The organism is Gilliamella sp. Lep-s35 (assembly GCF_009795845.1).
Lineage (GTDB): Bacteria > Pseudomonadota > Gammaproteobacteria > Enterobacterales > Orbaceae > Gilliamella.
The window spans coordinates 54,670-78,385 of sequence record NZ_WTEX01000011.1 but is presented as its reverse complement, the minus strand read 5'-3'; the positions used below and the strand labels follow the sequence as shown (position 1 = coordinate 78,385).

Genomic DNA, 23,716 nt, shown 5'->3' with positions numbered 1-23,716 from the left:
TGCATTATTAGATTTGTACTATTTTAGGAGATCGTTACAATTCCAATCAATTAAAAACAACGTGTTGAATTAATTAAATTGATCCACTTTACTTATTCTGACAGTTTAAGTATATAATAATCCCTTTGTTGATAAAAACATCATATCGAGGTTGCGATGATTACCCATATTAGCCCATTAGGATCGATGGATTTACTTGCTCAGGCTGAAGTTGATATTCTAAAAAAATCAGCCAATAGTGAGCTTTATCAATTATATCGAAATTGCTCATTAGCGACATTAAATGCAGGAAGCAAGACCGATAATACTAAAGATTTACTTGATAGATTTAAATCTTTTGAAATCAATGTTATTAGTAAAGAGCGTGGTGTTAAGTTAGAACTCGTTAATGCGCCAGAAAGCGCTTTTGTTGATGGAAAGATTATTCGCTCGATTCAAGCAAACCTTTTTGCGGTATTGCGAGATATTTTATTTTTAAATAGCCAAATTAGTGCCATTAAAGAGCTAATGGCAAATGTCCAACTTGAAAAAGATCACTCTTTTTATATTACTAACCTTGTATTTTCGATTTTACGTAATGCCAATGCGCTCCATGTGGGCGAAGAGCCAAATTTGGTTGTTTGTTGGGGTGGGCATTCTATTAATGAAAATGAATATTACTATGCCCGTCAAGTAGGTATGCAACTGGGCTTACGAGAATTAAATATTTGTACAGGTTGTGGCCCAGGCGTGATGGAAGCGCCAATGAAAGGAGCCGCTGTAGGCCATGCACAGCAACGTTATAAAGAGAGCCGTTTTATTGGTATGACCGAGCCGTCAATCATTGCCGCAGAGCCACCTAATGCGTTAGTTAATGAACTTATTATTATGCCCGATATCGAAAAGCGCCTTGAAGCGTTTGTGCGAATGGCTCATGGTATTGTTATTTTTCCTGGTGGTCCTGGCACTGCCGAAGAGTTGCTTTATATTCTGGGTATTTTGTTAAATCCAGCCAATAAACAACAAACATTACCGTTAATTTTAACGGGTCCTAAAGAGTGCGAAGCCTATTTTGCCTCTATCGATAGCTTTATTCGTAGCACATTAGGCGATGAAGCAACTAAACTTTATCAAATTGTGATCGATTCACCTGAACAAGTGGCTCGCATTATGAAAGAAGGTGTTAAGCATGTTAAATCTTCACGCTTAAAAACAGGTGATGCTTATGGTTTTAATTGGTTACTTAAAATTGATGAATCGCTACAACATCCATTTGAGCCAACTCATGACAATATGGCGTCATTAAATCTTCATAAGGATCAACCTGTTGAACTATTAGCTGCGGATTTACGCCGTGCGTTTTCAGGTATTGTGGCTGGCAATGTTAAAGAGTTTGGTATGAAGCAAATCGCTGAAAAAGGTCCTTATAAGCTACAAGGCGATAGCGAAATTATGAAGCAAATGGATAATTTATTGCGAAGTTTTATTAAGCAAGACCGTATGAAGTTACCAGGTGGAACAGCTTATCAGCCATGTTATGAGATCTGTTATTAATATTTATTTAACTTGGTATTTCACATAATATTTAATTGTAAGCTAGCATAGCTGCTTAATTTATCGTATCCGCCGATATCTTATTGGCGGATAGGTTTGGGTAAAAGGCAAATATAATTTTTATCTAAAAATTACTTAAAATATCTAATACTTCTGATACTTTTTTGACACCAAAAATTTGCATATTTTCGGGTTTCTTTTTAGGCATATTAGCAATAGGTACAATTGCTTTTTTAAAGCCATGTTTAGCCGCTTCAGTAATGCGTTCTTGTCCACTTGGTACTGGGCGAATTTCACCACCTAATCCAATCTCACCAAAAATAACGATATCTTGCGGTAATGGGCAATTACGAAAACTAGATACTAAAGCCGAAATTAATGCCAAATCGGCACTGGTTTCGGTGACTTTAACACCACCAACCACATTAACAAAAATATCTTGATCGGCCATTTGTAGCCCACCATGCCTATGCAATACCGCAAGTAATAATGCAAGTCGGTTTTGATCTAATCCTACAGTTACACGTCGTGGATTGCCATACATAGAGTGATCAACAAGGGCTTGAATTTCAACCAGTAATGGACGTGTTCCTTCCCACAATACCATTACCGAACTACCCGGTAGCATTTCATCACCACGGCTTAAAAAGATGGCTGATGGGTTGCTGACTTCTTTTAGACCTTGTTCGGTCATGGCAAATACGCCAAGTTCATTCACTGCACCAAAACGGTTTTTATGGCTTCGTAATGTTCTAAAGCGTGAATTGGCATCACCATCTAATAAGACAGAACAGTCAATGCAATGTTCAAGCACTTTAGGCCCTGCGAGCGAGCCATCTTTGGTGACATGTCCAACCATAATAATGGCAATGCCTTTTGTTTTGGCAAAACGCGTTAAATAAGCTGCTGTTTCACGCACTTGTGCAACACTACCGGGAGAGGATTGAATGTCAGTTAAGTGCATAACTTGAATTGAGTCAATCACCATCAGTTTAGGTTGCGATTGATCGGCAAGTAAGCATATTTGTTCTATGCTGGTTTCAGATAGCATATTGATATTATCAGCAGGCAACCCTAAACGATGAGCACGCATTGCCACTTGTTGGAGTGATTCTTCACCAGTGACATAAAGCGTATTCATTTGTGAAGATAGCTTACTCATGGTTTGCAGTAACAGTGTACTTTTACCTGCCCCAGGGTTTCCACCGATAAGAATAGCACTGCCCGGTACAACGCCCCCACCAAGCACGCGGTCAAATTCTGAAAACCCCGTTGAAAACCGAGGTAATGCTTCTAAACTGATTTCAGATAATTTTTGAATTTTAGCTTGTCCAACACTGCTACCAGCATATCCTGTTAATCGATCATTACGCGATGAAGTGCTAGCAAGTCTAACTTCAGTGATGGTGTTCCACGCGTGACATGAACTGCATTGTCCTTGCCAACGCGGGTAGTCTGCTCCGCAATCATTACAAACATAAGCACGTTTTACTGCTTTTGCCAATTTAATCTCCTAACCTTCGCTTAATAAACTGGTTGATAAAATACACCATAATCCAGTTAAATCAGCATAATTAATACTAATTCGTGCCTTTTCGACAACTTTAGGCTTTCCATGATAAGCAACGCCAAGACCTGCAATACGAATCATCATCAAATCATTAGCGCCATCACCAATCGCAACCGTTTGCTCAATGGGAATATCTAGCGATGTGGCTAATTGCTGTAATGTTCTTGCTTTATATTTAGCATCAACAATTTCCCCTGTGACTTTACCAGTTAATTTACCATTTTTAATCTCTAATTCATTGGCATAAACATCAACTAATTTTAGCTTTTGCTTTAAGTGATCAGCAAAATAAGTAAAACCGCCTGACGCAATAGCAACATGCCAATTTTTTTTATGCAGTTCTTTCACTAAATAAGTAAGTCCGGGAGTAAGTGGTAAATTATCTTTGACTTGATCTAAAATAGTTTGATGTGCGCCTTTTAAAGTTGCCACACGTTTGCGTAAACTCGCCGCAAAATCAAGTTCACCGTGCATTGCTTGTTCGGTCACTGCCGCAACTTGCTCACCAACACCCTGCAATTTAGCAAGCTCATCAATACATTCAATACCGATCGCCGTCGAATCCATATCCATAACCAATAATCCAGGTGATCGTAGCGTAGGTAAATTGTCAATTGGTGCAACGTCAATACCTAAAGTTAATGAAATCGATTTGGCTTTTTTAGGTATCACACCTGCAATACGAACAATTTGGTAGGTTTTTATTTTCCACGATGACACAATCACCATCGGCATAGCAAGCTGTTCTTGGAATTTTGACAAGATGGTCTTATTTAACTTTTTGCCATAAATAATCCAACCTGTTTTACCAGCATTATAATCCAAAGGAACCACTTCACCGCCACTTAATGAAAGCGGTAAACCTTGCCAAGATTGAATATTTTCAGGAAGATCATTGTAGGTAAGTATATAAGCCATATTAAGAAGTCTTTATAACATAAAATAAGCCCAAAATTTACCACAACTATTAAAGATTGTCCAAGTTAGGATTTTGTTGTTCACCATTCACTTTTATACTTAAACAAGTATGTTTCCTGAAACTTTTTGACAAAATACATAACAAATAAATCAGTAATTTATCTTCATTCATTTCAAGTGGTGCTTATATCAAGCTTAAACATTCAATGCCCATAAGCAAAGTTGCTCCAATACAAGCTTTAATCTTTCGCCATATAGAGTTAATTTATATACAACTTTTAAAGGTGGTTTATCAGCAAAAACGCATTGAGTAATTAGAGGATGTTGATCTTTCAACGACCTCTAATATAAATAATGAAAAATAAATAAAAAAACAAATAAAAAACAGAAAAATATTATCCTGACCACAATCAAACAAACAATTACTTATCTAAATGAATTTTTTCTCTACTATCGATATAGCCATTTCTAGTGAAATGACTCATTCGTTAGTCATCTTTATATCTTAAGCAATACTAAGATAACTAAATGAATATCTTATTAAATAATTTATAGAAAGAGGTTTTTTATGCCTAAAAAAAATAGTCGTGTTCGATTCCATGTAGCAATACTTATGTTATTTGCTATTGTGATTAACTATTTAGATAGAACTGTAATGTCTGCAGCTGCACCTATTATTGCGATTGATTTAAATATTTCACCAGAAGCAATGGGATGGATCATGTCTGCATTTTTCTTAAGTTATGCATGTTGCCAAATTCCTGCAGGGTTTCTTGCTGACCGTTTTGGGCAAAGAAAAACCCTTGCAGGTTCTGTTACATGGTGGTCTTTAGCAACAGGAGCAACAGCATTAGCAACATCACCTATTGGTTTTATTTTTGCTCGAGTTTTTATGGGCATTGGCGAGGCTGCTGCATATCCGTGTAATGGTGGAATTACCGCAAAATGGTTCCCTGATAGAGAAAGAGGACGCGTTACTGCCCTATTTGATAGTGGTTCTCGCTTCGGTACAGCATTTGCGATGCCTCTTGTTGTTTGGATCATTGCTAGTTGGGGATGGCATGCAGCATTTTTTATTTGCGGCGCTTTAGGGCTTGTTTGGGTTGTTTGGTGGTTATGTGTTTACCAAGACCCTGAGCAACACCCAAGGATTAGTGAAACAGAATTAAAATATATTCGTGAAGGTCAAATAAAAAAAGAAGGAATCGACAATATACAACCCATGAAATGGTATCAATTATTAAAATACCGCAATGTGCTTGCTATGTGTATTGGCTTTTTTATGCTTAATTATGCAGTCTATTTTTTCATTACTTGGTTCCCGACTTATTTAATGAAAGAACGAGGTTTAAGTTTAACTGAAATGGGGTTTCTTGCCATGTTACCGCCTTTATGTGGCATCATAGGACAATGGGTAGGTGGTTGGTTAACTGACTTTATCTATATCAAAACCAATAACATCAATCTTGCTAGAAAAATTAACTTAGTTGGCGGAATGTTAATTGCAACGTCAATTTCGCTTGCTGGTTTAGCTGATTCAATAACGGTAATGATGACTTTGCTTTGTATTTCATATATCGGTCTTGCTTTTGCGGGGTCTGCTATCTGGTGTCTACCGGGCGATATTGGCCCACGAAATATGACCTCTGTTTTAGGGGGGATCCAAAATACTGTTTCAAATTGCGGCGGCATATTAGGTCCAATTGTAACAGGATATATTATTGGCGCAACAGGTTCATTTATGTACGCACTTGTGGTTTCTGGTGGTGCTTGTGCTATAGGTGCGCTTGTATATTTACTCGTATTAAAAGATATTAAACCAATTACCGAAAATCAATCTAATTTATAAAAAATTAATTTTATTAGATAATCCTATCAAAACTGTGTGGTAGGATTTTTTTAAACTCCTATTATTATAATAACGTTATTGAGAAACATAATATGGGCAGAAGTCAAACATTAAGGAAAAATACCATCAATCAATTCATTGATTGTATTAATAACAAAATATTATCTTTTCCATTACCTTCTATTTCAATTCTAGCTGATGCATTTAATGTTAGTAGAACAACTATCCGGGCAGTACTTGAGCATTTGTGCAAAAAAGAAATCCTACTATTGAATAACAATGAATACCATTTATTACGAGAACCAACAAATGAGGATAAGATAGTTTGTATTTTTGAAAAAAGATCGGTTCAAGATAAAAAATTCGAAGCCTATTTTTACCATTTAATAAATAACAAGAAATTATTACCTGGCGATAATTTTAATGAAATTCAACTCGCAAAAGAAACCAAAGTAAATCCTGTTGTTGTGCGTGAATTTTTATTACGTTTTTTGCATTATGGATTGATTAATAATATAAAAAAAGGAGAATGGGAATTAGTTACCTTTACCAAAGACTACGCAGAAAAGCTTTATGAATTTAGAAGTGTTTTAGAAATCTTTGCACTTAAAGCGTTTATGTCTCAACCCGATAACCATATTAACTGGATAAAAGCACGAGAACTGTTACAACACCATAAGAATTTTCAACAAAAAATACAAGATCAATACACGCTCTTTTCAACACTTGATCGTGATTTTCATCAGTTGATTCTATCTTGTAATGATAATCCATTTTTTATGCAGTCTTTTGATTTAATTTCAATGATATTTCACTTCCATTATCAATGGGACAATAGTGATCTCAAAGAACGCAATAGTATTGCCGTATCGGAACATATTGCAGTACTAACAGCTATTTTACAAAAAAATGAACACAATGCCATCGAAGCATTGTGTCGTCATTTAAATACAGCAAAAACATCAATGCAAGAATCAATTGGTCGAACATTAACCATAAAAAACAGATAAAAAACAAAAAAATTTTATACCCAACACGAAACACATAAAAAAATCAATACTGTTTTTTATCTTCTTTTATAGTTCTCTTTACTTACTATCTAGCAACATATTAAAGAGAACTATTCTATGACAAAACAACTAAATAGATCTAACTTTCCTGGCCCTAGCTATCCTGAAAAAATCCTCCAATTTGGTGAAGGAAATTTTTTAAGAGCATTTGTTGATTGGATTGTTGATAATCTAAACCAAAAAACAGACTTCAATAGTGGCGTAACTATTGTAAGACCGATTGATACCCATCAACCATCAATCAACGAACAAGATGGGCTTTATACCACAATTGTTCGTGGGCTAAATGAACAAGGTGATGCTATTGCAACACCTCGAATTATCTATTCAGTCAACCGAGAAATTTTGATATACCAAAATTATCAATTATATTTAAAATGTGCTGAAAATCCTGACTTAGAATTTATTTTTTCCAATACCACTGAAGCAGGAATAACATTTAGCGATAAAGATAAAGCAACCGATACACCGCCAACAACTTTCCCAGCTAAACTAACCTGTTTTTTACATCACCGATTCGAGTTTTTTAACGGACAAAAAGATAAAGGTTTAATTATTATCCCATGTGAACTGATTGACTATAATGGTGAAAAGTTAAAAGAGCTAGTACTAGAATATGCAAAACTATGGAATCTTAGTGATAGCTTTATTAAATGGGTCAACGAAAACAATACATTTTGTTCAACCTTAGTCGATCGTATTGTAACTGGCTATCCAAAAGACGAAGCCACACAACTTGAACAACAACTTGGTTATCAAGACCACTTTTTAGATACTGCTGAATACTTCTATTTATTTGTTATTCAAGGGCCTGATTGGTTAAAACAAAAATTAAAACTTGATCAATTAGATCTGAACATTTTAGTGGTTGATGATATAAAACCTTATAAAGAAAGAAAGGTTGGTATCTTAAATGGTGCCCATACCGCAATGGTTCCTGTTGCTTACCTTGCCGGACTGCGCACTGTTGGTCAATGCATGAATAATGTGCAAATTGAAACCTTTGTTAAAAACCTTTTGAATCAAGAAGTGATCCCAACCTTATCTTTAGATAAAAAACAGCTAGAACAATTTGCCGATGAAGTATTGAAACGTTTTAAAAACCCATTCATCAAGCATGAACTAATGTCTATTTCTTTAAATTCATTAACGAAATTCAAAACTCGTTTACTACCTCAGTTATTAACCTATAGCAAACAATTTAACCATCCTCCTAAATATATTTCGTTTTCACTAGCGGCCCTTATTGCTTTTTATCGTGGAGAGCACCAAGGTCAAACGATTTCATTAACTGATGATGCGCACTTACTAGCAAAATTTAATCAATGGCAGCCTCTTTATCAAAGTGACATCAAAACATTGGTTACAAATGTATTAAAAATGACTGAGCATTGGGGACAAGATTTAAATAATGTCACTGGATTAACTGATTTAGTCACGAAAAATCTAGAAAACATTTTATCTCACGATATTAAAAATTATATTCCAAACAATTAAACATCAGGAGTTAATCAAATGCCTAAAATGAAATATATTGTTATTCCAGAACCCGGAAAGGTTGAAATTAAAGAAATGGAAAAACCGACTTTACAAAAGGGTGAAGCAATCCTAAAAATATTATATGGTGGGATTTGTGGTTCTGACATGGGAACATATAAAGGTACATTCCTTTATGCTAGCTATCCTCGAATACCTGGTCATGAATTTTCGGCCGAAGTTGTAGAAGTTGGTGAAAACAATCATGGCATTAAAGAAGGCATGATTGTGACAGCAAATCCTTATTTTAACTGTGGTAAATGTTACTCTTGCCGTCGAGGATTTGTTAATTGCTGTACAAGCAATCAAACTCTTGGAGCTCAACGTGATGGTATTTTTAGAGAATATTACAGCATGCCAATTGAACGTATTTATGATGGTAAAGGATTAGATGCATTAACACTTTCAATGATTGAGCCATTTTGCATTAGCTATCATTCAGTTCAACGCACATCAGTAAAAGAAGGAGATAGAGTATTAATTGTTGGTGCCGGACCTATCGGTTTATTTGCAGTTATGGCTGCGATATTAAAAGGTGCTGAGGTTTATGTAAGTGATGTCATGCAATCACGATTAGATAAAGCATTATCACTTGGTGCAAAAGGCGTGATTCGTACCGATAAAGAAAATTTTGTAGAAAGAGTAAAAGAAATAACACAAGGTGATGGTTTTGATGTTTGTATTGAATGTGCTGGACTACCACAAACTTTCCAAAACTGTATTGATGCAGCCGCTTTCCGTGGGCGCATTGGTTTAGTTGGTGTTAGTAAGCAAAAATTAGATTTTGCCTTTACCCAAATTCAAACAAAAGAGTTAGATATTTTTGGCTCCCGTAATGCACTCAAAAAAGACTTTATTGAGTTAACCGATTTAGTCGGCTCAGGAAAATGTGATGTCAAAAAAATCATTACCGATGTATATGAGCTAGATGATGCTGAAAACGCATTTAAAGAAATGCGTGATGATCCAAGCACTAGACTAAAATCAGTCATTAAAATCGGTTAAACCCATAATGACCTACTAAATACTTCCGCTATCCAAAGTTGCGGAAGTATGCATGTATAGGAACAAAATCATGAAAAAAACAATTAAAATTAATGATAATGATAATGTCATTATCGCATTAGAAGCATTACAGCAAGGTGATAGGATAGTTATCGAGCAATTAGGAACCCAACAACAAATTACTGTATTACAAGATATTCCATCTGGTCACAAAATAGCAATAAAACCAATTGTACAAGGTAACAATGTTATAAAATATGGTTTTCCAATTGGTCATGCCACACAAGCAATTCAAATAGGCGAACATGTTCACACTCATAATGTAAAAACCAATCTTGGTGAGCTTGACGAATATCAATATCACCCAATTACCGAACAAATCTCAACGCAATTTATCGACAGGCAGGTCAATCTTTACCGAAGAAAAAATAAAGATGTCGGTATACGTAATGAGCTTTGGATTATTCCTACTGTAAGTTGTGTTAATGGTATAGCTGAACAGATCCGTAAACAATTTTTAGCAGATATCACTCAAGATCTTCTACAAAAATCACCTAATTTTGATGGTGTTTATCTACTTTCTCATCCCTATGGTTGTTCACAATTAGGCCACGATCACCAGACAACCAAAACTATATTACAAGATATGGTTAAACATCCTAATGCAGGCGGTGTTTTAGTCATTGGTTTAGGTTGTGAAAATAATCAACTCAATGCCTTTAAAGAAAGCCTTGGTGAATATGACAATGAACGAGTTCGTTTCATGATTGCACAAGAAGTTGAAGATGAAATAAAACAAGGTGTCAATTATTTACACGAAATATATCAAGTAATGAAATCAGATCAACGCCAACAAGGTAAACTAAGTGAGCTTAAATTTGGGCTTGAATGCGGAGGTTCTGATGGCCTATCTGGCATTACCGCTAATCCGTTATTAGGTAAGTTTTCTGATTATATTATTACTCATGGAGGTACGAGTGTATTAACCGAAGTACCTGAAATGTTTGGAGCCGAAACGATTTTAATGTCTCATTGTATTAATGAAAATATATTTGAAAAAACAGTCAATATGGTTAACAACTTTAAGCAATATTTTATGTCATACAATCAACCTATTTACGAAAACCCATCGCCAGGTAATAAAGCGGGCGGTATTACAACACTAGAAGATAAATCACTAGGCTGCACACAAAAGGCAGGGAACAGCACTGTGGTTGATGTATTAGAATATGGTGATAGACTCAAAAAAACTGGTTTGAATTTATTATCAGCTCCAGGTAATGATGCTGTTGCAACAGGGGCGCTAGCTGCGGCTGGTTGTCATATGGTGCTGTTTTCAACCGGGCGAGGAACACCTTATGGTGGTGTGGTACCAACAGTAAAAATTTCAACTAATTCAGCATTAGCTCATAGAAAAACACACTGGATTGATTTTGATGCTGGACAATTAGTGAACGGAACAAAAATGGATAAATTATTAGAACAGTTTATTGATTTAATTGTACAACTGGTTAATGGTAAACAGACATGCAATGAAATTAATGAATTTCGCGATCTTTCTATTTTTAAAAATGGAGTCACCGAATAATTTTATTTTACTTTTTTATAATAACTCAAGTTTAATTTGAGTGACAACTTTTGATGAGAATTAAACAAAATTAACGCCGTATCACAAACGAAAGGTATGGCGGTTATATCATAAAAAAACAATTACCATCACAGATTTAACTAAATCGCTATAAAAAACGTATTTTAGCAAAATGCGATATATCGATACTAAATGTTTAGCTAGAATATTTTATTTATAACACCATACATTTTATGTTAACGATGTTTTTTTAAAACCGCATAAAAGAAACCGTCACCGCCATTTTCAGTCGGTAAAAATTGTTTCAGTTCACCTTGTAATTTGGCGCTGGTGTTTTCTTGCAAAAAACGCTCAATTTGTAATTTATTTTCGTCTGGCAGAATTGAACAAGTAGCATAAACCAAAGTACCACCCGTTTTTAGATAAGCCCATATTTTAGTTAAAATGGCGTATTGTAATTCAGTCAACTGCGCTATATCACTATCACGGCGCAACCATTTGATATCAGGATGACGACGAATAACGCCCGTTGCCGAGCAAGGTGCATCAAGTAAAATGCGATCAAACTGTTGCCCTTCACACCATCGTTCTGGGGTTAATCCATCGCCAACTTTAACTTCGGCATGTAAGTTTAATCGAGTTAAATTTTCGTGAATGCGCTTCACTCGGCTAGGCTCAATATCCACCGCTAAGACTTGCGCTTTTGAAGCTACTTCTAAAATATGTGTAGTCTTACCACCAGGTGCTGCGCACATATCTAAAATTTGTTCGCCATTTTGTGGCGCTAATAAATACGCAGCATATTGTGCTGATAGATCTTGTACTGTGACAGTGCCCTTTGCAAAATCAGGTAATTTTGCCACATTAACGGGTGTTATTAACCTAATTGCCGAAGGGATATCCGCAAAGGTTTCTGATTCTATGCCATCTTTGGCAAGTAATTGTTGGTACTCACTTACTGAGTATTGATTAAGATTTACCCGCAACCACATTGGTGGCTTTTGATTATTCGCATTAACAATTGCTTGCCAATGCTTTGGATAAGCTTGTTTAAGGCGTGTTAACAACCAACTTGGGTGCAGTGTTTGCTGATTTTGTTGCTTACTATCTTGCGTAAATTGTTGTTGTAATGATGTTTGTTGACGCAAAAATTCGCGTAATACACCATTAATTAATCCTTTAAGTTGCGCTTTTTTAAGTGAGCTAACTGCATTTACACTCTCAGCAACTGCCGCATGTACAGGAATACGGGTATAAAGAATTTGGTAAATGCCCACTAACAATAGGTCATGTAAAATTCTATTTTTACCCGTTAATACTTTACTCATCAAGGTGTGAATATAAAAATTAAGTTCGGGTAATACTCGCATCACACCAAAACAGATCTCTTGAACTAACGCCTTATCTTTATCGGCTATTTTGTGATTAAGTGTTGTTAAGGTGGCACTTAGTGATTGCCCCTCTTCTAACACGTTAAAAATAGCTTGCGCACAAACTGCACGAATATTTTGGTGTGATTGATTATTCATAATAATAATGACCTAAACGACAACAATAATGTTGATTATAAAATTAACGATCCAACCCAACCGGCAATAAATAGCGGAATATTAAAATGGGTAAATGTAGGAATAACACTATCGCGAATATGGTCATGTTGCCCATCACTATTAAGCCCTGCTGAGGTTGCCAAAATCGTATCAGATGGTGGAGAGCCTGCATCCCCAATTGCACCAGATGCACCTATTAAGCAGACAGTGGCTATTGGCGAAAAATCAAGTTGAACACAAAGTGGGACATAAATTGCAGCAATAATCGGTACTGTTGAAAACGAAGAACCAATACCTAGCGTAATAATAAGCCCTATTAACATCATCATAAATGAAGCAATAATTTTATTTCCTGCAAATAAGGATGCACTATTAATAACTAGCGGTTCAATTTCGTGAGTTTGTTTTAGCACTTCAGCAAAGCCTTGCGCGGAAATCATCACAAAACCAATCATTGCCATCATTTTGATGCCATCAGTAAATACACCGTCGGCTTCGCCCCACTTTATGGTACCTGACACAATAAAACAGATAAAACCAATTAAAGCGCCTAAAATCATCGACCCCGTATAAAGCTGAATGGCAAATGAAAGAATAATCGCCAATAATGAGACAATAAGTGAACGCTTATTTACATTGTTTAATGCGTCAAGATTTGCTTGTTCATGGATAAGCTTGTATTCACGCGGTTTACGATAGCTGACAAAAATCGCCCATAATAAACCTACAAACATACCTAGCGCAGGAATAGCCATGGCGTGCATTACATTGACATGACTTACATCCCTTCCTGATTCAGTAATGTTTTTTAATAAAATTTGATTTAAAAAGATGTTACCAAAGCCAACCGGTAAAAACATATATGGCGTAATTAGCCCAAATGTCATAATACAAGCAATCATTCGCCTATCGAGTTGTAATTTCGACATCACATATAAAAGTGGCGGAATTAAAAGCGGTATAAAAGCGATATGAATCGGAATAACATTTTGTGACGAAATACTCACCAGTGCAATAATAATAATTAATAACCATTTAATGCGTTTTTTAGCGTTACTTGTGGTCAACTGTTGTATTGCTTTATAAGCCAATAGTTCGGGTAGACCAGATTTTGATATTGCTACTGCAAAAGCACCAAGCATAGCGTAAGATAATGCAATATTAGCACCATTACTAATACCGGTATTAAAAGCATCAATCGTTTCTTTTAACGATAAATGGCTAAATAAACCGCCAACAAATGCCCCAATAATTAAGCTAATTACCACATGAACACGGCAAAGAGACAAAATTAACATACAAATTACCGCTATCACAACAGCATTTATTGACGAGAACAAATCAAGCATCGTATTCATAAATAGATTCTTTATTAAGAAGCGAAGTTTATTATTCTAGGCAATACATAGTGAAAGTGCAATTAATAGTGTATAAGAATTAATAAATCTTATCAGATTACACACATTAACTTTATTCTATAGTTTTATTTAATACAAAATCAAAACAAGATAAAATTACCACCTATTAACAGAATTTTTAGCTAACAAGGTATAAAATGAAAACAGTTACTATCAAACAACTTGAGATCGGCGTTGGAGCACCTAAAATTATTGTACCGATTGTCGGCAAAAATGAAGCAGAATTAATCGATGAAGCGCAATTTTTGCAAAAAATTGATTTTGATGTTTTAGAATGGCGAGTTGATCATTTTACCCAAGTTGATAATATTTTGGCTGTCAAACAAATGGCTAAAAAAATAACAGATCTATTACCCAATAAACCCCTTTTATTCACCTTTAGAACGGCAAATGAAGGTGGAGTAAAACCTTGGCCGTTATCCTCTTATATTCAATTAAATAAAGACATGGCCTGTAGTGGGCTTGTTGATCTAATTGATGTTGAAGCATTTATTGATGATGATTATGTAAAAGATATTATTGATATTGCCCATAACAATCAGGTCTTTGTTGTAGCATCAAACCACGATTTTGAAAAAACACCGCCAAAAAGCGAAATTATTAATCGATTAAAAAAAATGCAAGATTTAGGCGCGGATATTCCTAAAATTGCCGTTATGCCACAAACAACGAATGATGTTTTAACTTTACTTGCCGCCACCACTGAAATGAACGAAAAATACGCAACAAAACCGATTATCACCATGTCTATGGCAGGGCTTGGCGCTATTAGTCGTATTGCCGGAACGACATTTGGTTCAGCAATGACCTTTGGGGCAGCTAAAAATGCATCGGCACCAGGACAATTGGATGTTAACCAATTACGATATATTTTAGATGCATTATATCTAAATCATCGTTGATTTTATAGAAATGATCTAAACCAGTAGCTTGGCATTTAAATATAAACAAGTGATTATTTAGGAAATAAAAAAACCTGCTATAAGCAGGTTTTAACAATTCGGTAGTTGGCTCCTCCAACAGGACTTGAACCTGTGACATACGGATTAACAGTCCGCCGTTCTACCGACTGAACTATGGAGGAACACTTAACAGGCAAAATATTAACGATCTATTACCACAATGTCAATTGATAAAATATTAAATGCAATCAATTGCTCACCTTGTAAACAAATCAAAAGCTAACTGTGCTAAAATAGCGAGCAACTAACATAACAGGTAAAATCAAATTGATGAAAAAAAATATTTGTGTTTTTTGTGGTGCAAGTGAAGGCTGTCGCCCAGAATATCGTGAGCAAGCCGAACAGTTGGGTAAAATATTAGCTCAGCAAAATAGGCGTTTAATTTATGGCGGTGGTAATAAGGGATTAATGGGCATTATTGCTAATGCGGCACTAGCTCATGGTGGCGAAGTGATTGGTATTATTCCTGAACGCTTAGTCAAAGCCGAAACTGCACACCATAGTATTACTCGCTTAGAGGTGGTGGATAATATGCATCAACGTAAAGCAAGACTGTCTGAGCTTGCCGATGGTTTTGTTGCAATGCCCGGCGGAACAGGTACGCTAGAGGAAGTTTTTGAAGTTTGGACGGGAATGCAAATCGGTTATCATGAAAAACCTGTCGCTTTGTTTAATGTTGCTGAATTTTGGCAACCTATGCTCAATTTTTTACAACATGCGGTGAATGAAGGATTTGTTCGAGATAGTTTTTATAAAACATTAATTGTTGATAATAACCCTGAAAGTATGCTTCAAAAAATGGATAACTTTATCCCTAAAGATTTGCAACGTTGGGTTAAAAAGTAGTTTACAGAATAAAAAAACGCCATCATTTGATGGCATTTCTTATATTATTAATATTAAGCGACAGTTGCAGCTTCTGATTCTGGTTGTTTAATCAATGCATAAGCAACACCTGCAATAACTGCACCAACAACAATAGATAATAAGTAGCCACCAACTGGTTCAACCACACCCGGAATTGCTAAAGCAAATAAACCACCATGTGGTGTCATTAATGTTGAACCAAAGGCTAACGCCATACCACCAGTGATAGCTCCACCAATAATACAGCATGGAATAACGCGTAATGGATCACGAGCGGCAAACGGAATTGCCCCTTCTGAGATAAAGCATAGTCCTAATACTAATGAAGCTTTACCGCTTTCTTGCTCAGCTTTAGCAAATTTTTTGCGTGCAATAAGTGTCGCAATCCCCATTGCTAAAGGTGGAACCATTCCGCCCGCCATAACGGCTGCCATTGGGGCATAAACTTGTGCTGAAATTAGGCCTGTACCAAATGCGTATGCAACTTTATTAATTGGTCCCCCCATATCGGTACACATCATACCACCTAAAATAGCACCCAATATAACAGCATTAGCAGTACCCATTGAATTCAACCATTCCTTCACAAAATTCATTAACCATGCAATAGGAGTACCAATAATAAATTGCATTACAAGACCTGTAATTAGCGTTGCAAATAACGGTACGATTAAGATTGGTTTTAAGGCTTCTAACGTTTTTGGTAATGGTAAATATTTTGTTATTAGTAGCGCCAAATAACCCGCAAAATAACCAATAATAATTCCACCTAAAAAGCCGGCACCAGTCGATACAGCAAGTAATCCACCAACAAGACCGGGAGCAAGACCAGGTCTATCAGCAATAGAATAAGCAATATAACCTGAAAGCAGTGGTACCATAAGTGAGAAAGCAAGTCCTCCAATTTGAGCTAAATGCGATTCACCAATTAATTTTTGCACGCCATCAACCATTTCAAAGGAACCAAAAGCAAATGAAAGTGCAATAATCAAACCACCTGCAACCACCATTGGTAACATATAAGATACGCCAGTTAAAAGATGTTGATAAACACCTTTTTTCTCATTATTGGATTTAGTTGTTGAAGCATTAGCGTTTGGTTGATATACGGTTGCTTCTTCAAAGGCTTTATCAAATTCTTGCGCTGTTTTTTTCAGAGCAGGACCTGTTTTGGTGCGATAAAGCTTTTTACCTGCAAATTTGCTTAAATCAACATCAATATCACAAGCGGCGATAACCACATCGGCAGAAGCCACTTCTTCTGGAGTGAGTTCGTTACCAACACCAACTGAACCACGGGTTTCAACTTTACACCACCAACCGCGTTTTTTGGCTTCTTCTTCAATCGCTTCTGCTGCCATAAAGGTGTGAGCAACACCTGTTGGGCAAGCAGTAACAGCAACAATGCGTTTTACACCTGTATTATTATTACTTGATGTTGGCGCAATATTGTTGCTTGCTTGATAAACCTCAGCTTTATTAGGTGCATCAGTTAAAATCTGTTTTGGATTAGCAAAAAGGCAGTTTAAGTCATCAACAACATAAACTTTTTTACCAATCACCGATTTATCACTAATAGTTCCTGAACCGACGGCAATAATAACATCTGCTGACGCGGCACTTTCAACTACATTCAAATTTAATGCATTTGCCACTAAAGTTAATTCTGCTTTAGCTAAACGTCCATTAACTGGACCTGCATTACTACCTTCAATAATATATATATTCATGAATACTCCTTATGCAGCAATTATTTCAATTTTTTCTAGCATATTATTTACAGCTTGGCGATCAGATATCCCCACACCGGCCTGTCCAACCGATAAAGCCGCAACACTTGATGCAAATACTAAAGTGTCTTTAATTGATTGTTCGGTCATTAAACCATACATTAAACCAGCAACCATTGAATCACCGGCACCAACGGTACTAACTACGTGGCATTTAGGTGGTTTTGCTAGCCATGCTTCATGTTTAGTTACCCACAAAGCACCTTTACTTCCTAGCGAAATCACGACATTATCAACGCCACCACTAACTAGCTCCATAGCGGCTTTTTTGATATCCTCTAATGTCGGTAATTTGCGACCTACCCACATTTCAAGCTCTTTGTCATTAGGTTTGATCAACCACGGTTTTGCTTTTAAACCTGCAACTAGGGCATCTCGGCTACTATCAAATACTATTTTTGGGCAAATTGCTTTAACCTGCTTCATCCACTGTGTGAATTTTTCAAGCGAAACACCTGCCGGTAAGCTACCACTAATAGCAACCATATCAATGTTTTTTAGCCATTCTAATGAGTTAGTGACAAATTGTTGCCAATCTTGTTCACTAATTGTAAAGCCGGAAAAGTTGAGATCGGTAACTTCGCTATTTTCTTCTGTCAATTTGACATTAATGCGTGTACGACCTTCGACAGTTTGAAACTTATCAACTACATTTAGTGTTTTAAATAATAAATTAAAACCATCACGGTTATCTTTACCTAAAAATCCACCAACAGTTAATTGAATGTCTAAATTCGATAAAACTTTAGCAACGTTAATGCCTTTACCTGCCGCAAGTAATGCATTGGTTTGGACTAAATTAACATCGCCAAGCTCAACTTTAGGGCAAAAACCCAAAAGGTCATAAGCTGGATTTAAGGTGATTGTTGCAATACGATAAGTCATTTAAACTCCCTCACCTAAACCACTTTCAATCGCTTTACCTATAGCATCAAGCGCTTGCTGCGCATCATCGCCAACAGCGGTAAATTGTAATCGACTGCCTTTTTTAGCACCTAGTGCAACAATTTTCATTAAGCTAGTTGCACTTACAGGTTCACCTTTACCATCTAAATTGGCAACCGTCACTTTGCTGTTAAATTCTTTAACAAGTTTAACTAAAACAGATGATGGGCGTGTATGTAAGCCGTTTTCATTAGGAACAATAAATTCACAAGTAAGCGCACCGTTATTGGTGCTAGCTTCTGAAACAGAATTATCTGCAGGATTTTGTTGTTCAGCAACAAGTAGATTAATAAGTTTATCAGCATTGGCTGAAACTAATTGTTCTAAATTTTGATTGAAAACTAAAGAAGCAATATTGTTGACAACACCTGAAATAGAATCATCAATAGCAGACATTGTAATAAGTAATTTAACTGGATTACCATCTTCACTCAAATTGCTTGTTGTACGGCTAATAGCAATAGCATTTTTTACATTACCAGTTTTGCTATCATTTAACCAAACACCTTGACCAAGATAATTAGGTTTGTTGTCTAACACATCGGTAATAAAAGTTGTATTTACCGCATTTTGTTGTTTTAAACGTGAGGCATTTAATGCTTGTAGCATAGCTAAACTATCGGCAGGAATATCAAGTAGCAATGATGATGAATCAACAACAAATTGACTATCTTCGGCACTTGTTTTACCCGTTAAAATAGCAATAGCTTCGTCGGCAGTTTTAATTGCTTTAATTCGTTCCTCTACTCCATCAGCACTAAGTACATGGGTTAATTGTCGAAGCAACTCTAAATGTTCGTCAGAACTCGCTGCAATACCAATAGCAAGATAGGCCTTTTCACCATCGTCTCCCCACTCAACACCATTCGGGAAGCAAAATACTTGCACTCCTGTTTTTTTGACTAAATGGCGAGTTTTAGTTGTGCCATGAGGAATAGCAAGACCTATACCCAGATAGGTAGCCGCTTGAGATTCTCGTTCAAGCATTCCATCAACATAACCTTGTTCAACAAATCCGGCACTAGTTAAGGCTGTAGCAATTTTTTTTATCGCTTCAGTTTTATTGGCGGATTGTTCATTCAAATGAATATTTTCTTTAACTAAATGAAACATATAATAAATACCTCTGGGTTAAAATGTTGGGTCGTTTAAAATGACTCAGCAAATATAAATCTTTGAATTAACATTATTGAATCGTTTCAGCAATAATGAATAGATTAACATTAATAATCCAATAACTTATATCTATTAATAAAGAATATGTGATCTAGATCTTATTTTTATCTAAATTATTTTTTGGTTCTTATAAAAACATTAACGACTTAAACTACCTCGATAGATCAATTTTCTTGGAATTATTGTTGTGCCAGATTGGTAATTCTGGTTATCCATATAGTTTAAAAATAATTTTATTGTGATGTTAGCAACTTCTTTATGATCTTGCGAAAGTGATATAACTTTACATGGTAAAAAGTCTAACAATTCGTTATCACCAAAAGTTGCAATGGTTAAGCTTTCTGGTAAATGACCAAATTTTCTTAAAATTGCATCGATCGTTCCTTGTAATAAAGAAAAGGAAGTGGTGAAAATACCGTTAGGCATTTCATTATTTTCTAACCATTGACTAAACGCAAAATCAGCGTCGTGGCGACTATAATTATTTGCATATAAAAAATCAACTTTATTGCAATAATTAAGTTTGATATCGTTAAAGCCATCTAAACGAAGTTGACTAACGGATAAGTTAGGTAAAGCCCCAATATAAACAACAGAACCTTCCACAAAGTTATTGAATGCTTTAGCTAGTGATGTTGAGTCTTGTTTATCTGCGCCTACAATATTTCTAAATTTTGTTGTGGATAATATTCTGTCAAGTGCAAATAGTGGAATTTTTTCGTTTTGCCAATCATCATAAAAAAGATAATCTTGCTCAGAAATAAATGACGATGAAATCAGTAATGCATCAACACGGCGTTGTTGTAGATGTTTAACACACTCTTTTTCAATTTTGGGATTATCTTTAGAACATGCCAATAATAATTGGTATCCTTCCTTTCTGACTAATTGCTCTAAATAATTAGCTATGCGAGTGTAACTGTTGTTTTCTAAATCAGGAATAATAATGCCTATAGTACGGGTTTTACCGGCTCTAAGCCCTGCTGCAACTGCATTAGGTTGGTAATTGTGCTCTTTTACTACCGACATGACTTTTTCGATTGTTTTGTCACTAACACGGTATTTTTTGGCTTTTCCATTAATCACATAACTGGCCGTCGTCCTTGATACACCGGCTAAAAGTGCTATTTCCTGTAATTTCATTATAATTATCTCAACAAAAATATTGCCAATTATTTAACATGGTTAGAAATAAATAGTAAACAATAATTTTTATTTACTTAATTAAACACTTGTAACTTTTTACTATTAATTTGTATTATATTTGTTAATAGTAAATAGCAATATTTTGATTGTGGATATTTTCAATTTTTACTGGAGTATCGAATATATCTTCTAAAATATTAGCTTTCATAATCTGTTGAGGATTGCCTTGATATACCAGTTCACCATTTTTCATGGCTAAAATATAGTCTGAGTATACAGACGCAAAGTTGATGTCATGGATAACAATCATAATTGTTTTATCAAGCTCATCAGCTGCGCGGCGTAATTGTTTCATCATGGCAACAGCATGTTTCATATCGAGGTTATTGAGCGGTTCGTCAAGTAATACATATTCCGTATCTTGACATAATACCATAGCAACGTAAGCGCGTTGTCGTTGGCCACCTGAAAGCTCATCTAAAAAACGGTCTTTATATTGCGTAAGATCTAAAAACTCAAGGGCTCGATGAATGTGCTCGTAATCATCGACAGTTAAGCACCCTTTGCTATAAGGGTAACGACCAAATCCGACTAATTCAAAAACCGTTAATCTGCTGGTAAAACGATTTTCTTGTCTTAATACCGATAAATAGGTCGCTAGCTTATCGCTTGGCGTATTTACAACATCCATATTTTGAATTTTAACTTGCCCTTCATCAGCAACTAAAAGTCGACTTATGATTGACAATAATGTCGATTTACCTGCCCCATTTGGACCAATAATAGCTGTAATACCACCTTTTGAAATCGTCGCATTGACATTTTTTAATACAGGTATTGTTTGATAGTTTTTACTAATATTATCAATTTCTATCACATCGGAACCTTTTTCAATAATAAGAAGATAAACAATAAGCCACCTATAAATTCGATCACAATCGATAATGCGCCAATCATATTTAGCACCCGTTCTAAGAATATTTGCCCACCAATAAGAAATATCACCCCCAACAAAAAAGCAGTAGGAAGTAAAAAACGGTGTTGGCTTGATCCACTAATACTATAAGCTAAATTAGCAATTAAAAGCCCTAAAAAAGTAAATGGTCCAACTAATGCGGTTGATATCGAAACCAAAACAGACACAAGCAATAAAATAACGGTAACACTTTTTTGGTAATCAATGCCTAGATTTATAGCATTATCACGCCCTAACGCCAGAACATCAAACTGATATCGCATTCGCCATAAAAACAAACCAATGATACAAGCAATGATTAATGAGAAGATAATTAACATCGGTTCGGCACGGGTAAAGGTAGCAAAAATTCGGCTTTGCAATATTGCAAACTCGGAAGGCGTCATTAAACGCTGTAATAAATTAGAAAAACTACGGAATAATGTGCCTAAAATAATACCGATTAATAATACTAAATGTAAGTTTTGCTTGAGCTTAGTAAACAAACCTCGATATAAAAATAAAGAGAATAAAATTAATAAAAGTGATTCAAATATAAATCGACCAATAATACCAATATAGGTAATACCTTGTGCATCAATACAGAAGATCACAACTGTTTGAATAAGTACAAACAGCGATTCAAACCCCATAATGGAAGGAGTTAATATCCGATTGTTGGTAACGGTTTGGAAAAGTAATGTTGATGTTGCTGCCGAAAAGGCAACTAAAATCATTGTTAGTATAATCCAAGTTCGATGCTTCAAAATGTAGTTAATATTGCCTTTAAGACCAATTGTCATAAAGCAAACTACACAAATTGATGCAATAATAAATAATAAAAGCACTCTTTTTTGACTTGAAATATGACGGTTTTGATTAATTAACATGACGTTTTCGACTCAACAATATTAAAAAAATAATAGCGCCAACTACGCCAAGAATAACACTCACGGGGATTTCAAAAGGATAGCGAATTACACGCCCAATAATATCGCAAATTAAAACTAATCCACTACCAAACAAACAGATCCATGGAATGGTTTTACGAACATTGTCTCCAAATAATAAGCTAACGATATTGGGGACAATTAACCCAAGAAAGGGTAAAACGCCAACAACTACAACGACAATACCACCGATTAATGCAATGACAATAAGTCCTGTCAACATAACACGACGATAGTTAAGCCCTACATTAATAGAAAAATCACGCCCTAAGCCAACTACAGTAAACTGATCCGCACACCAACAAGCAAGTAATGTCAAACCACCCACCAACCATAATAATTCGTAACGGCCTTTTAAAATAGCTGAAAAATCACCTGATTCCCAACCACCAAGTGATTGTAACAGATCAAAATACATGGCAAAAAATGTAGTAATAGCGCTAATAACTGCACTTAACATAATGCCAATAAGAGGTACCATTATTGCTGACTTTAAAATAATCTTTCGAGAAATCACCATAAATATCATTGTGCCAATCATAGCAAATAGACTAGCAACAACCATTTTAGTCATGACACTAGCACCAGGAGCTAGAACCATCATAACTAATAAACCAAAACTTGCAGATTGAGTAGTGCCAACTAAAGAGGGTTCAACAAATCGATTTTGGGTTAAAAGTTGCATAATTAACCCTGCAACGCTCATAGCGCTACCAGCTAATAATAAAGCAACAGTTCTAGGTACACGGCTAACAAAGAAAATTTCGCGCATGTTACTATCAAACCATAAGTCCAATAGCGTCACGTTTCCAGCACCAATAAATAAACTTATTGCAGCCATGATCAATAAAATGAAAATGCCTGCAATATAATAAAACGATTTAATCA

20 protein-coding genes and 1 tRNA gene are annotated in these 23,716 nt (G+C 35.6%); 8 read left to right on the top strand and 13 right to left on the bottom strand.

Features of this window, described 5'->3' with window-relative positions:
- Positions 1-156 precede the first annotated feature (156 nt).
- On the top strand, positions 157-1,533 hold the full coding sequence (gene ppnN / locus GQ590_RS06730) for a nucleotide 5'-monophosphate nucleosidase PpnN (protein ID WP_160407542.1): 1,377 nt from the start codon (positions 157-159) through the stop codon (positions 1,531-1,533).
- Between the two features lie 124 nt (positions 1,534-1,657).
- Here the strand turns inward: ppnN and radA are convergent, their stop codons facing one another.
- The 3 genes from radA to GQ590_RS12880 all read right to left on the bottom strand — a co-directional run bounded on the left by radA (position 1,658) and on the right by GQ590_RS12880 (position 4,357).
- Positions 1,658-3,037 (bottom strand): DNA repair protein RadA, encoded by a 1,380-nt coding sequence (radA, locus tag GQ590_RS06725; RefSeq protein WP_160407540.1) that lies wholly within the window; start codon positions 3,035-3,037, stop codon positions 1,658-1,660.
- Between the two features lie 9 nt (positions 3,038-3,046).
- Positions 3,047-4,021: a phosphoserine phosphatase gene (gene serB, locus GQ590_RS06720; RefSeq protein ID WP_160407538.1), complete on the bottom strand. Its 975-nt coding sequence runs from the start codon at positions 4,019-4,021 to the stop codon at positions 3,047-3,049.
- 195 nt (positions 4,022-4,216) lie between these two features.
- Positions 4,217-4,357 (bottom strand): winged helix-turn-helix transcriptional regulator, encoded by a 141-nt coding sequence (locus GQ590_RS12880; RefSeq protein WP_160407536.1) that lies wholly within the window; start codon positions 4,355-4,357, stop codon positions 4,217-4,219.
- A gap of 232 nt (positions 4,358-4,589) precedes the next feature.
- On the opposite strand from GQ590_RS12880, the gene GQ590_RS06710 reads away from it, so the two are divergent.
- The 5 genes from GQ590_RS06710 (at position 4,590) to GQ590_RS06690 (ending at position 11,069) form a co-directional block, all read left to right on the top strand.
- Positions 4,590-5,870, top strand: coding sequence for an MFS transporter (locus GQ590_RS06710; RefSeq protein WP_160407534.1), 1,281 nt, complete (start codon positions 4,590-4,592; stop codon positions 5,868-5,870).
- 92 nt (positions 5,871-5,962) lie between these two features.
- Positions 5,963-6,880 (top strand): GntR family transcriptional regulator, encoded by a 918-nt coding sequence (locus tag GQ590_RS06705; RefSeq protein ID WP_160407532.1) that lies wholly within the window; start codon positions 5,963-5,965, stop codon positions 6,878-6,880.
- A 117-nt stretch (positions 6,881-6,997) separates the two neighbouring features.
- Positions 6,998-8,437: a tagaturonate reductase gene (locus GQ590_RS06700; RefSeq protein WP_160407530.1), complete on the top strand. Its 1,440-nt coding sequence runs from the start codon at positions 6,998-7,000 to the stop codon at positions 8,435-8,437.
- 27 nt (positions 8,438-8,464) lie between these two features.
- Positions 8,465-9,481, top strand: a complete 1,017-nt coding sequence (locus tag GQ590_RS06695; RefSeq protein ID WP_160407561.1) for a zinc-binding alcohol dehydrogenase family protein — start codon at positions 8,465-8,467, stop codon at positions 9,479-9,481.
- 70 nt (positions 9,482-9,551) lie between these two features.
- Positions 9,552-11,069, top strand: a complete 1,518-nt coding sequence (locus GQ590_RS06690) for a UxaA family hydrolase (protein ID WP_160407528.1) — start codon at positions 9,552-9,554, stop codon at positions 11,067-11,069.
- Positions 11,070-11,305: 236 nt separating this feature from the next.
- Here the strand turns inward: GQ590_RS06690 and rsmB are convergent, their stop codons facing one another.
- Together rsmB and GQ590_RS06680 are read right to left on the bottom strand one after the other, a co-directional pair.
- On the bottom strand, positions 11,306-12,598 hold the full coding sequence (gene rsmB, locus GQ590_RS06685) for a 16S rRNA (cytosine(967)-C(5))-methyltransferase RsmB (protein ID WP_160407526.1): 1,293 nt from the start codon (positions 12,596-12,598) through the stop codon (positions 11,306-11,308).
- A 35-nt stretch (positions 12,599-12,633) separates the two neighbouring features.
- On the bottom strand, positions 12,634-13,977 hold the full coding sequence (locus GQ590_RS06680) for a Na+/H+ antiporter family protein (RefSeq protein ID WP_202112911.1): 1,344 nt from the start codon (positions 13,975-13,977) through the stop codon (positions 12,634-12,636).
- Positions 13,978-14,174: 197 nt separating this feature from the next.
- Between GQ590_RS06680 and aroD the strand changes: the two genes are divergently transcribed.
- Positions 14,175-14,939, top strand: coding sequence for a type I 3-dehydroquinate dehydratase (gene aroD / locus GQ590_RS06675; RefSeq protein ID WP_160407524.1), 765 nt, complete (start codon positions 14,175-14,177; stop codon positions 14,937-14,939).
- Between the two features lie 106 nt (positions 14,940-15,045).
- Here the strand turns inward: aroD and GQ590_RS06670 are convergent.
- Positions 15,046-15,121: transfer RNA gene (locus GQ590_RS06670), tRNA-Asn, on the bottom strand.
- Positions 15,122-15,269: 148 nt separating this feature from the next.
- Here GQ590_RS06670 and GQ590_RS06665 point away from each other — a divergent pair.
- Complete coding sequence (locus GQ590_RS06665) at positions 15,270-15,845, top strand: TIGR00730 family Rossman fold protein (RefSeq protein WP_160407522.1); 576 nt, start codon at positions 15,270-15,272, stop codon at positions 15,843-15,845.
- 53 nt (positions 15,846-15,898) lie between these two features.
- Here the strand turns inward: GQ590_RS06665 and fruA are convergent, their stop codons facing one another.
- The 7 genes from fruA to GQ590_RS06630 form a co-directional block, all read right to left on the bottom strand.
- Positions 15,899-17,596, bottom strand: a complete 1,698-nt coding sequence (fruA, locus tag GQ590_RS06660; protein ID WP_160407520.1) for a PTS fructose transporter subunit IIBC — start codon at positions 17,594-17,596, stop codon at positions 15,899-15,901.
- Between the two features lie 9 nt (positions 17,597-17,605).
- A complete protein-coding gene (fruK, locus tag GQ590_RS06655) occupies positions 17,606-18,541 on the bottom strand; it encodes a 1-phosphofructokinase (protein WP_160407518.1) in 936 nt (311 codons plus the stop codon).
- Entirely contained in the window at positions 18,542-19,714 is a 1,173-nt protein-coding gene (fruB, locus tag GQ590_RS06650) for a fused PTS fructose transporter subunit IIA/HPr protein (protein ID WP_160407516.1), read from the bottom strand.
- Positions 19,715-19,915: 201 nt separating this feature from the next.
- Complete coding sequence (gene cra / locus GQ590_RS06645; protein WP_160407514.1) at positions 19,916-20,920, bottom strand: catabolite repressor/activator; 1,005 nt, start codon at positions 20,918-20,920, stop codon at positions 19,916-19,918.
- Positions 20,921-21,044: 124 nt separating this feature from the next.
- Positions 21,045-21,800, bottom strand: a complete 756-nt coding sequence (locus GQ590_RS06640) for an ATP-binding cassette domain-containing protein (RefSeq protein ID WP_160407512.1) — start codon at positions 21,798-21,800, stop codon at positions 21,045-21,047.
- On the bottom strand, positions 21,797-22,768 hold the full coding sequence (locus GQ590_RS06635; RefSeq protein ID WP_160407510.1) for an iron chelate uptake ABC transporter family permease subunit: 972 nt from the start codon (positions 22,766-22,768) through the stop codon (positions 21,797-21,799). The genes GQ590_RS06640 and GQ590_RS06635 overlap by 4 nt, the downstream gene beginning before the upstream one ends.
- On the bottom strand, positions 22,758-23,714 hold the full coding sequence (locus GQ590_RS06630; RefSeq protein WP_160407556.1) for an iron chelate uptake ABC transporter family permease subunit: 957 nt from the start codon (positions 23,712-23,714) through the stop codon (positions 22,758-22,760). Before GQ590_RS06630 ends, GQ590_RS06635 begins: the two co-directional genes overlap by 11 nt.
- Positions 23,715-23,716: the final 2 nt, after the last annotated feature.

Coding starts and splice junctions, on each gene's coding strand:
- fruB (WP_160407516.1), bottom strand. CDS start 19,714: ATGTTTCATTTAGTTAAAGAAAATATTCATTTGAATGAACAATCCGCC.
- GQ590_RS06665 (WP_160407522.1), top strand. CDS start 15,270: ATGAAAAAAAATATTTGTGTTTTTTGTGGTGCAAGTGAAGGCTGTCGC.
- GQ590_RS06710 (WP_160407534.1), top strand. CDS start 4,590: ATGCCTAAAAAAAATAGTCGTGTTCGATTCCATGTAGCAATACTTATG.
- GQ590_RS06690 (WP_160407528.1), top strand. CDS start 9,552: ATGAAAAAAACAATTAAAATTAATGATAATGATAATGTCATTATCGCA.
- aroD (WP_160407524.1), top strand. CDS start 14,175: ATGAAAACAGTTACTATCAAACAACTTGAGATCGGCGTTGGAGCACCT.
- fruA (WP_160407520.1), bottom strand. CDS start 17,596: ATGAATATATATATTATTGAAGGTAGTAATGCAGGTCCAGTTAATGGA.
- GQ590_RS06705 (WP_160407532.1), top strand. CDS start 5,963: ATGGGCAGAAGTCAAACATTAAGGAAAAATACCATCAATCAATTCATT.
- rsmB (WP_160407526.1), bottom strand. CDS start 12,598: ATGAATAATCAATCACACCAAAATATTCGTGCAGTTTGTGCGCAAGCT.
- GQ590_RS06680 (WP_202112911.1), bottom strand. CDS start 13,977: ATGAATACGATGCTTGATTTGTTCTCGTCAATAAATGCTGTTGTGATA.
- GQ590_RS06695 (WP_160407561.1), top strand. CDS start 8,465: ATGAAATATATTGTTATTCCAGAACCCGGAAAGGTTGAAATTAAAGAA.
- GQ590_RS06700 (WP_160407530.1), top strand. CDS start 6,998: ATGACAAAACAACTAAATAGATCTAACTTTCCTGGCCCTAGCTATCCT.
- GQ590_RS06635 (WP_160407510.1), bottom strand. CDS start 22,768: ATGTTAATTAATCAAAACCGTCATATTTCAAGTCAAAAAAGAGTGCTT.
- ppnN (WP_160407542.1), top strand. CDS start 157: ATGATTACCCATATTAGCCCATTAGGATCGATGGATTTACTTGCTCAG.
- serB (WP_160407538.1), bottom strand. CDS start 4,021: ATGGCTTATATACTTACCTACAATGATCTTCCTGAAAATATTCAATCT.
- fruK (WP_160407518.1), bottom strand. CDS start 18,541: ATGACTTATCGTATTGCAACAATCACCTTAAATCCAGCTTATGACCTT.
- cra (WP_160407514.1), bottom strand. CDS start 20,920: ATGAAATTACAGGAAATAGCACTTTTAGCCGGTGTATCAAGGACGACG.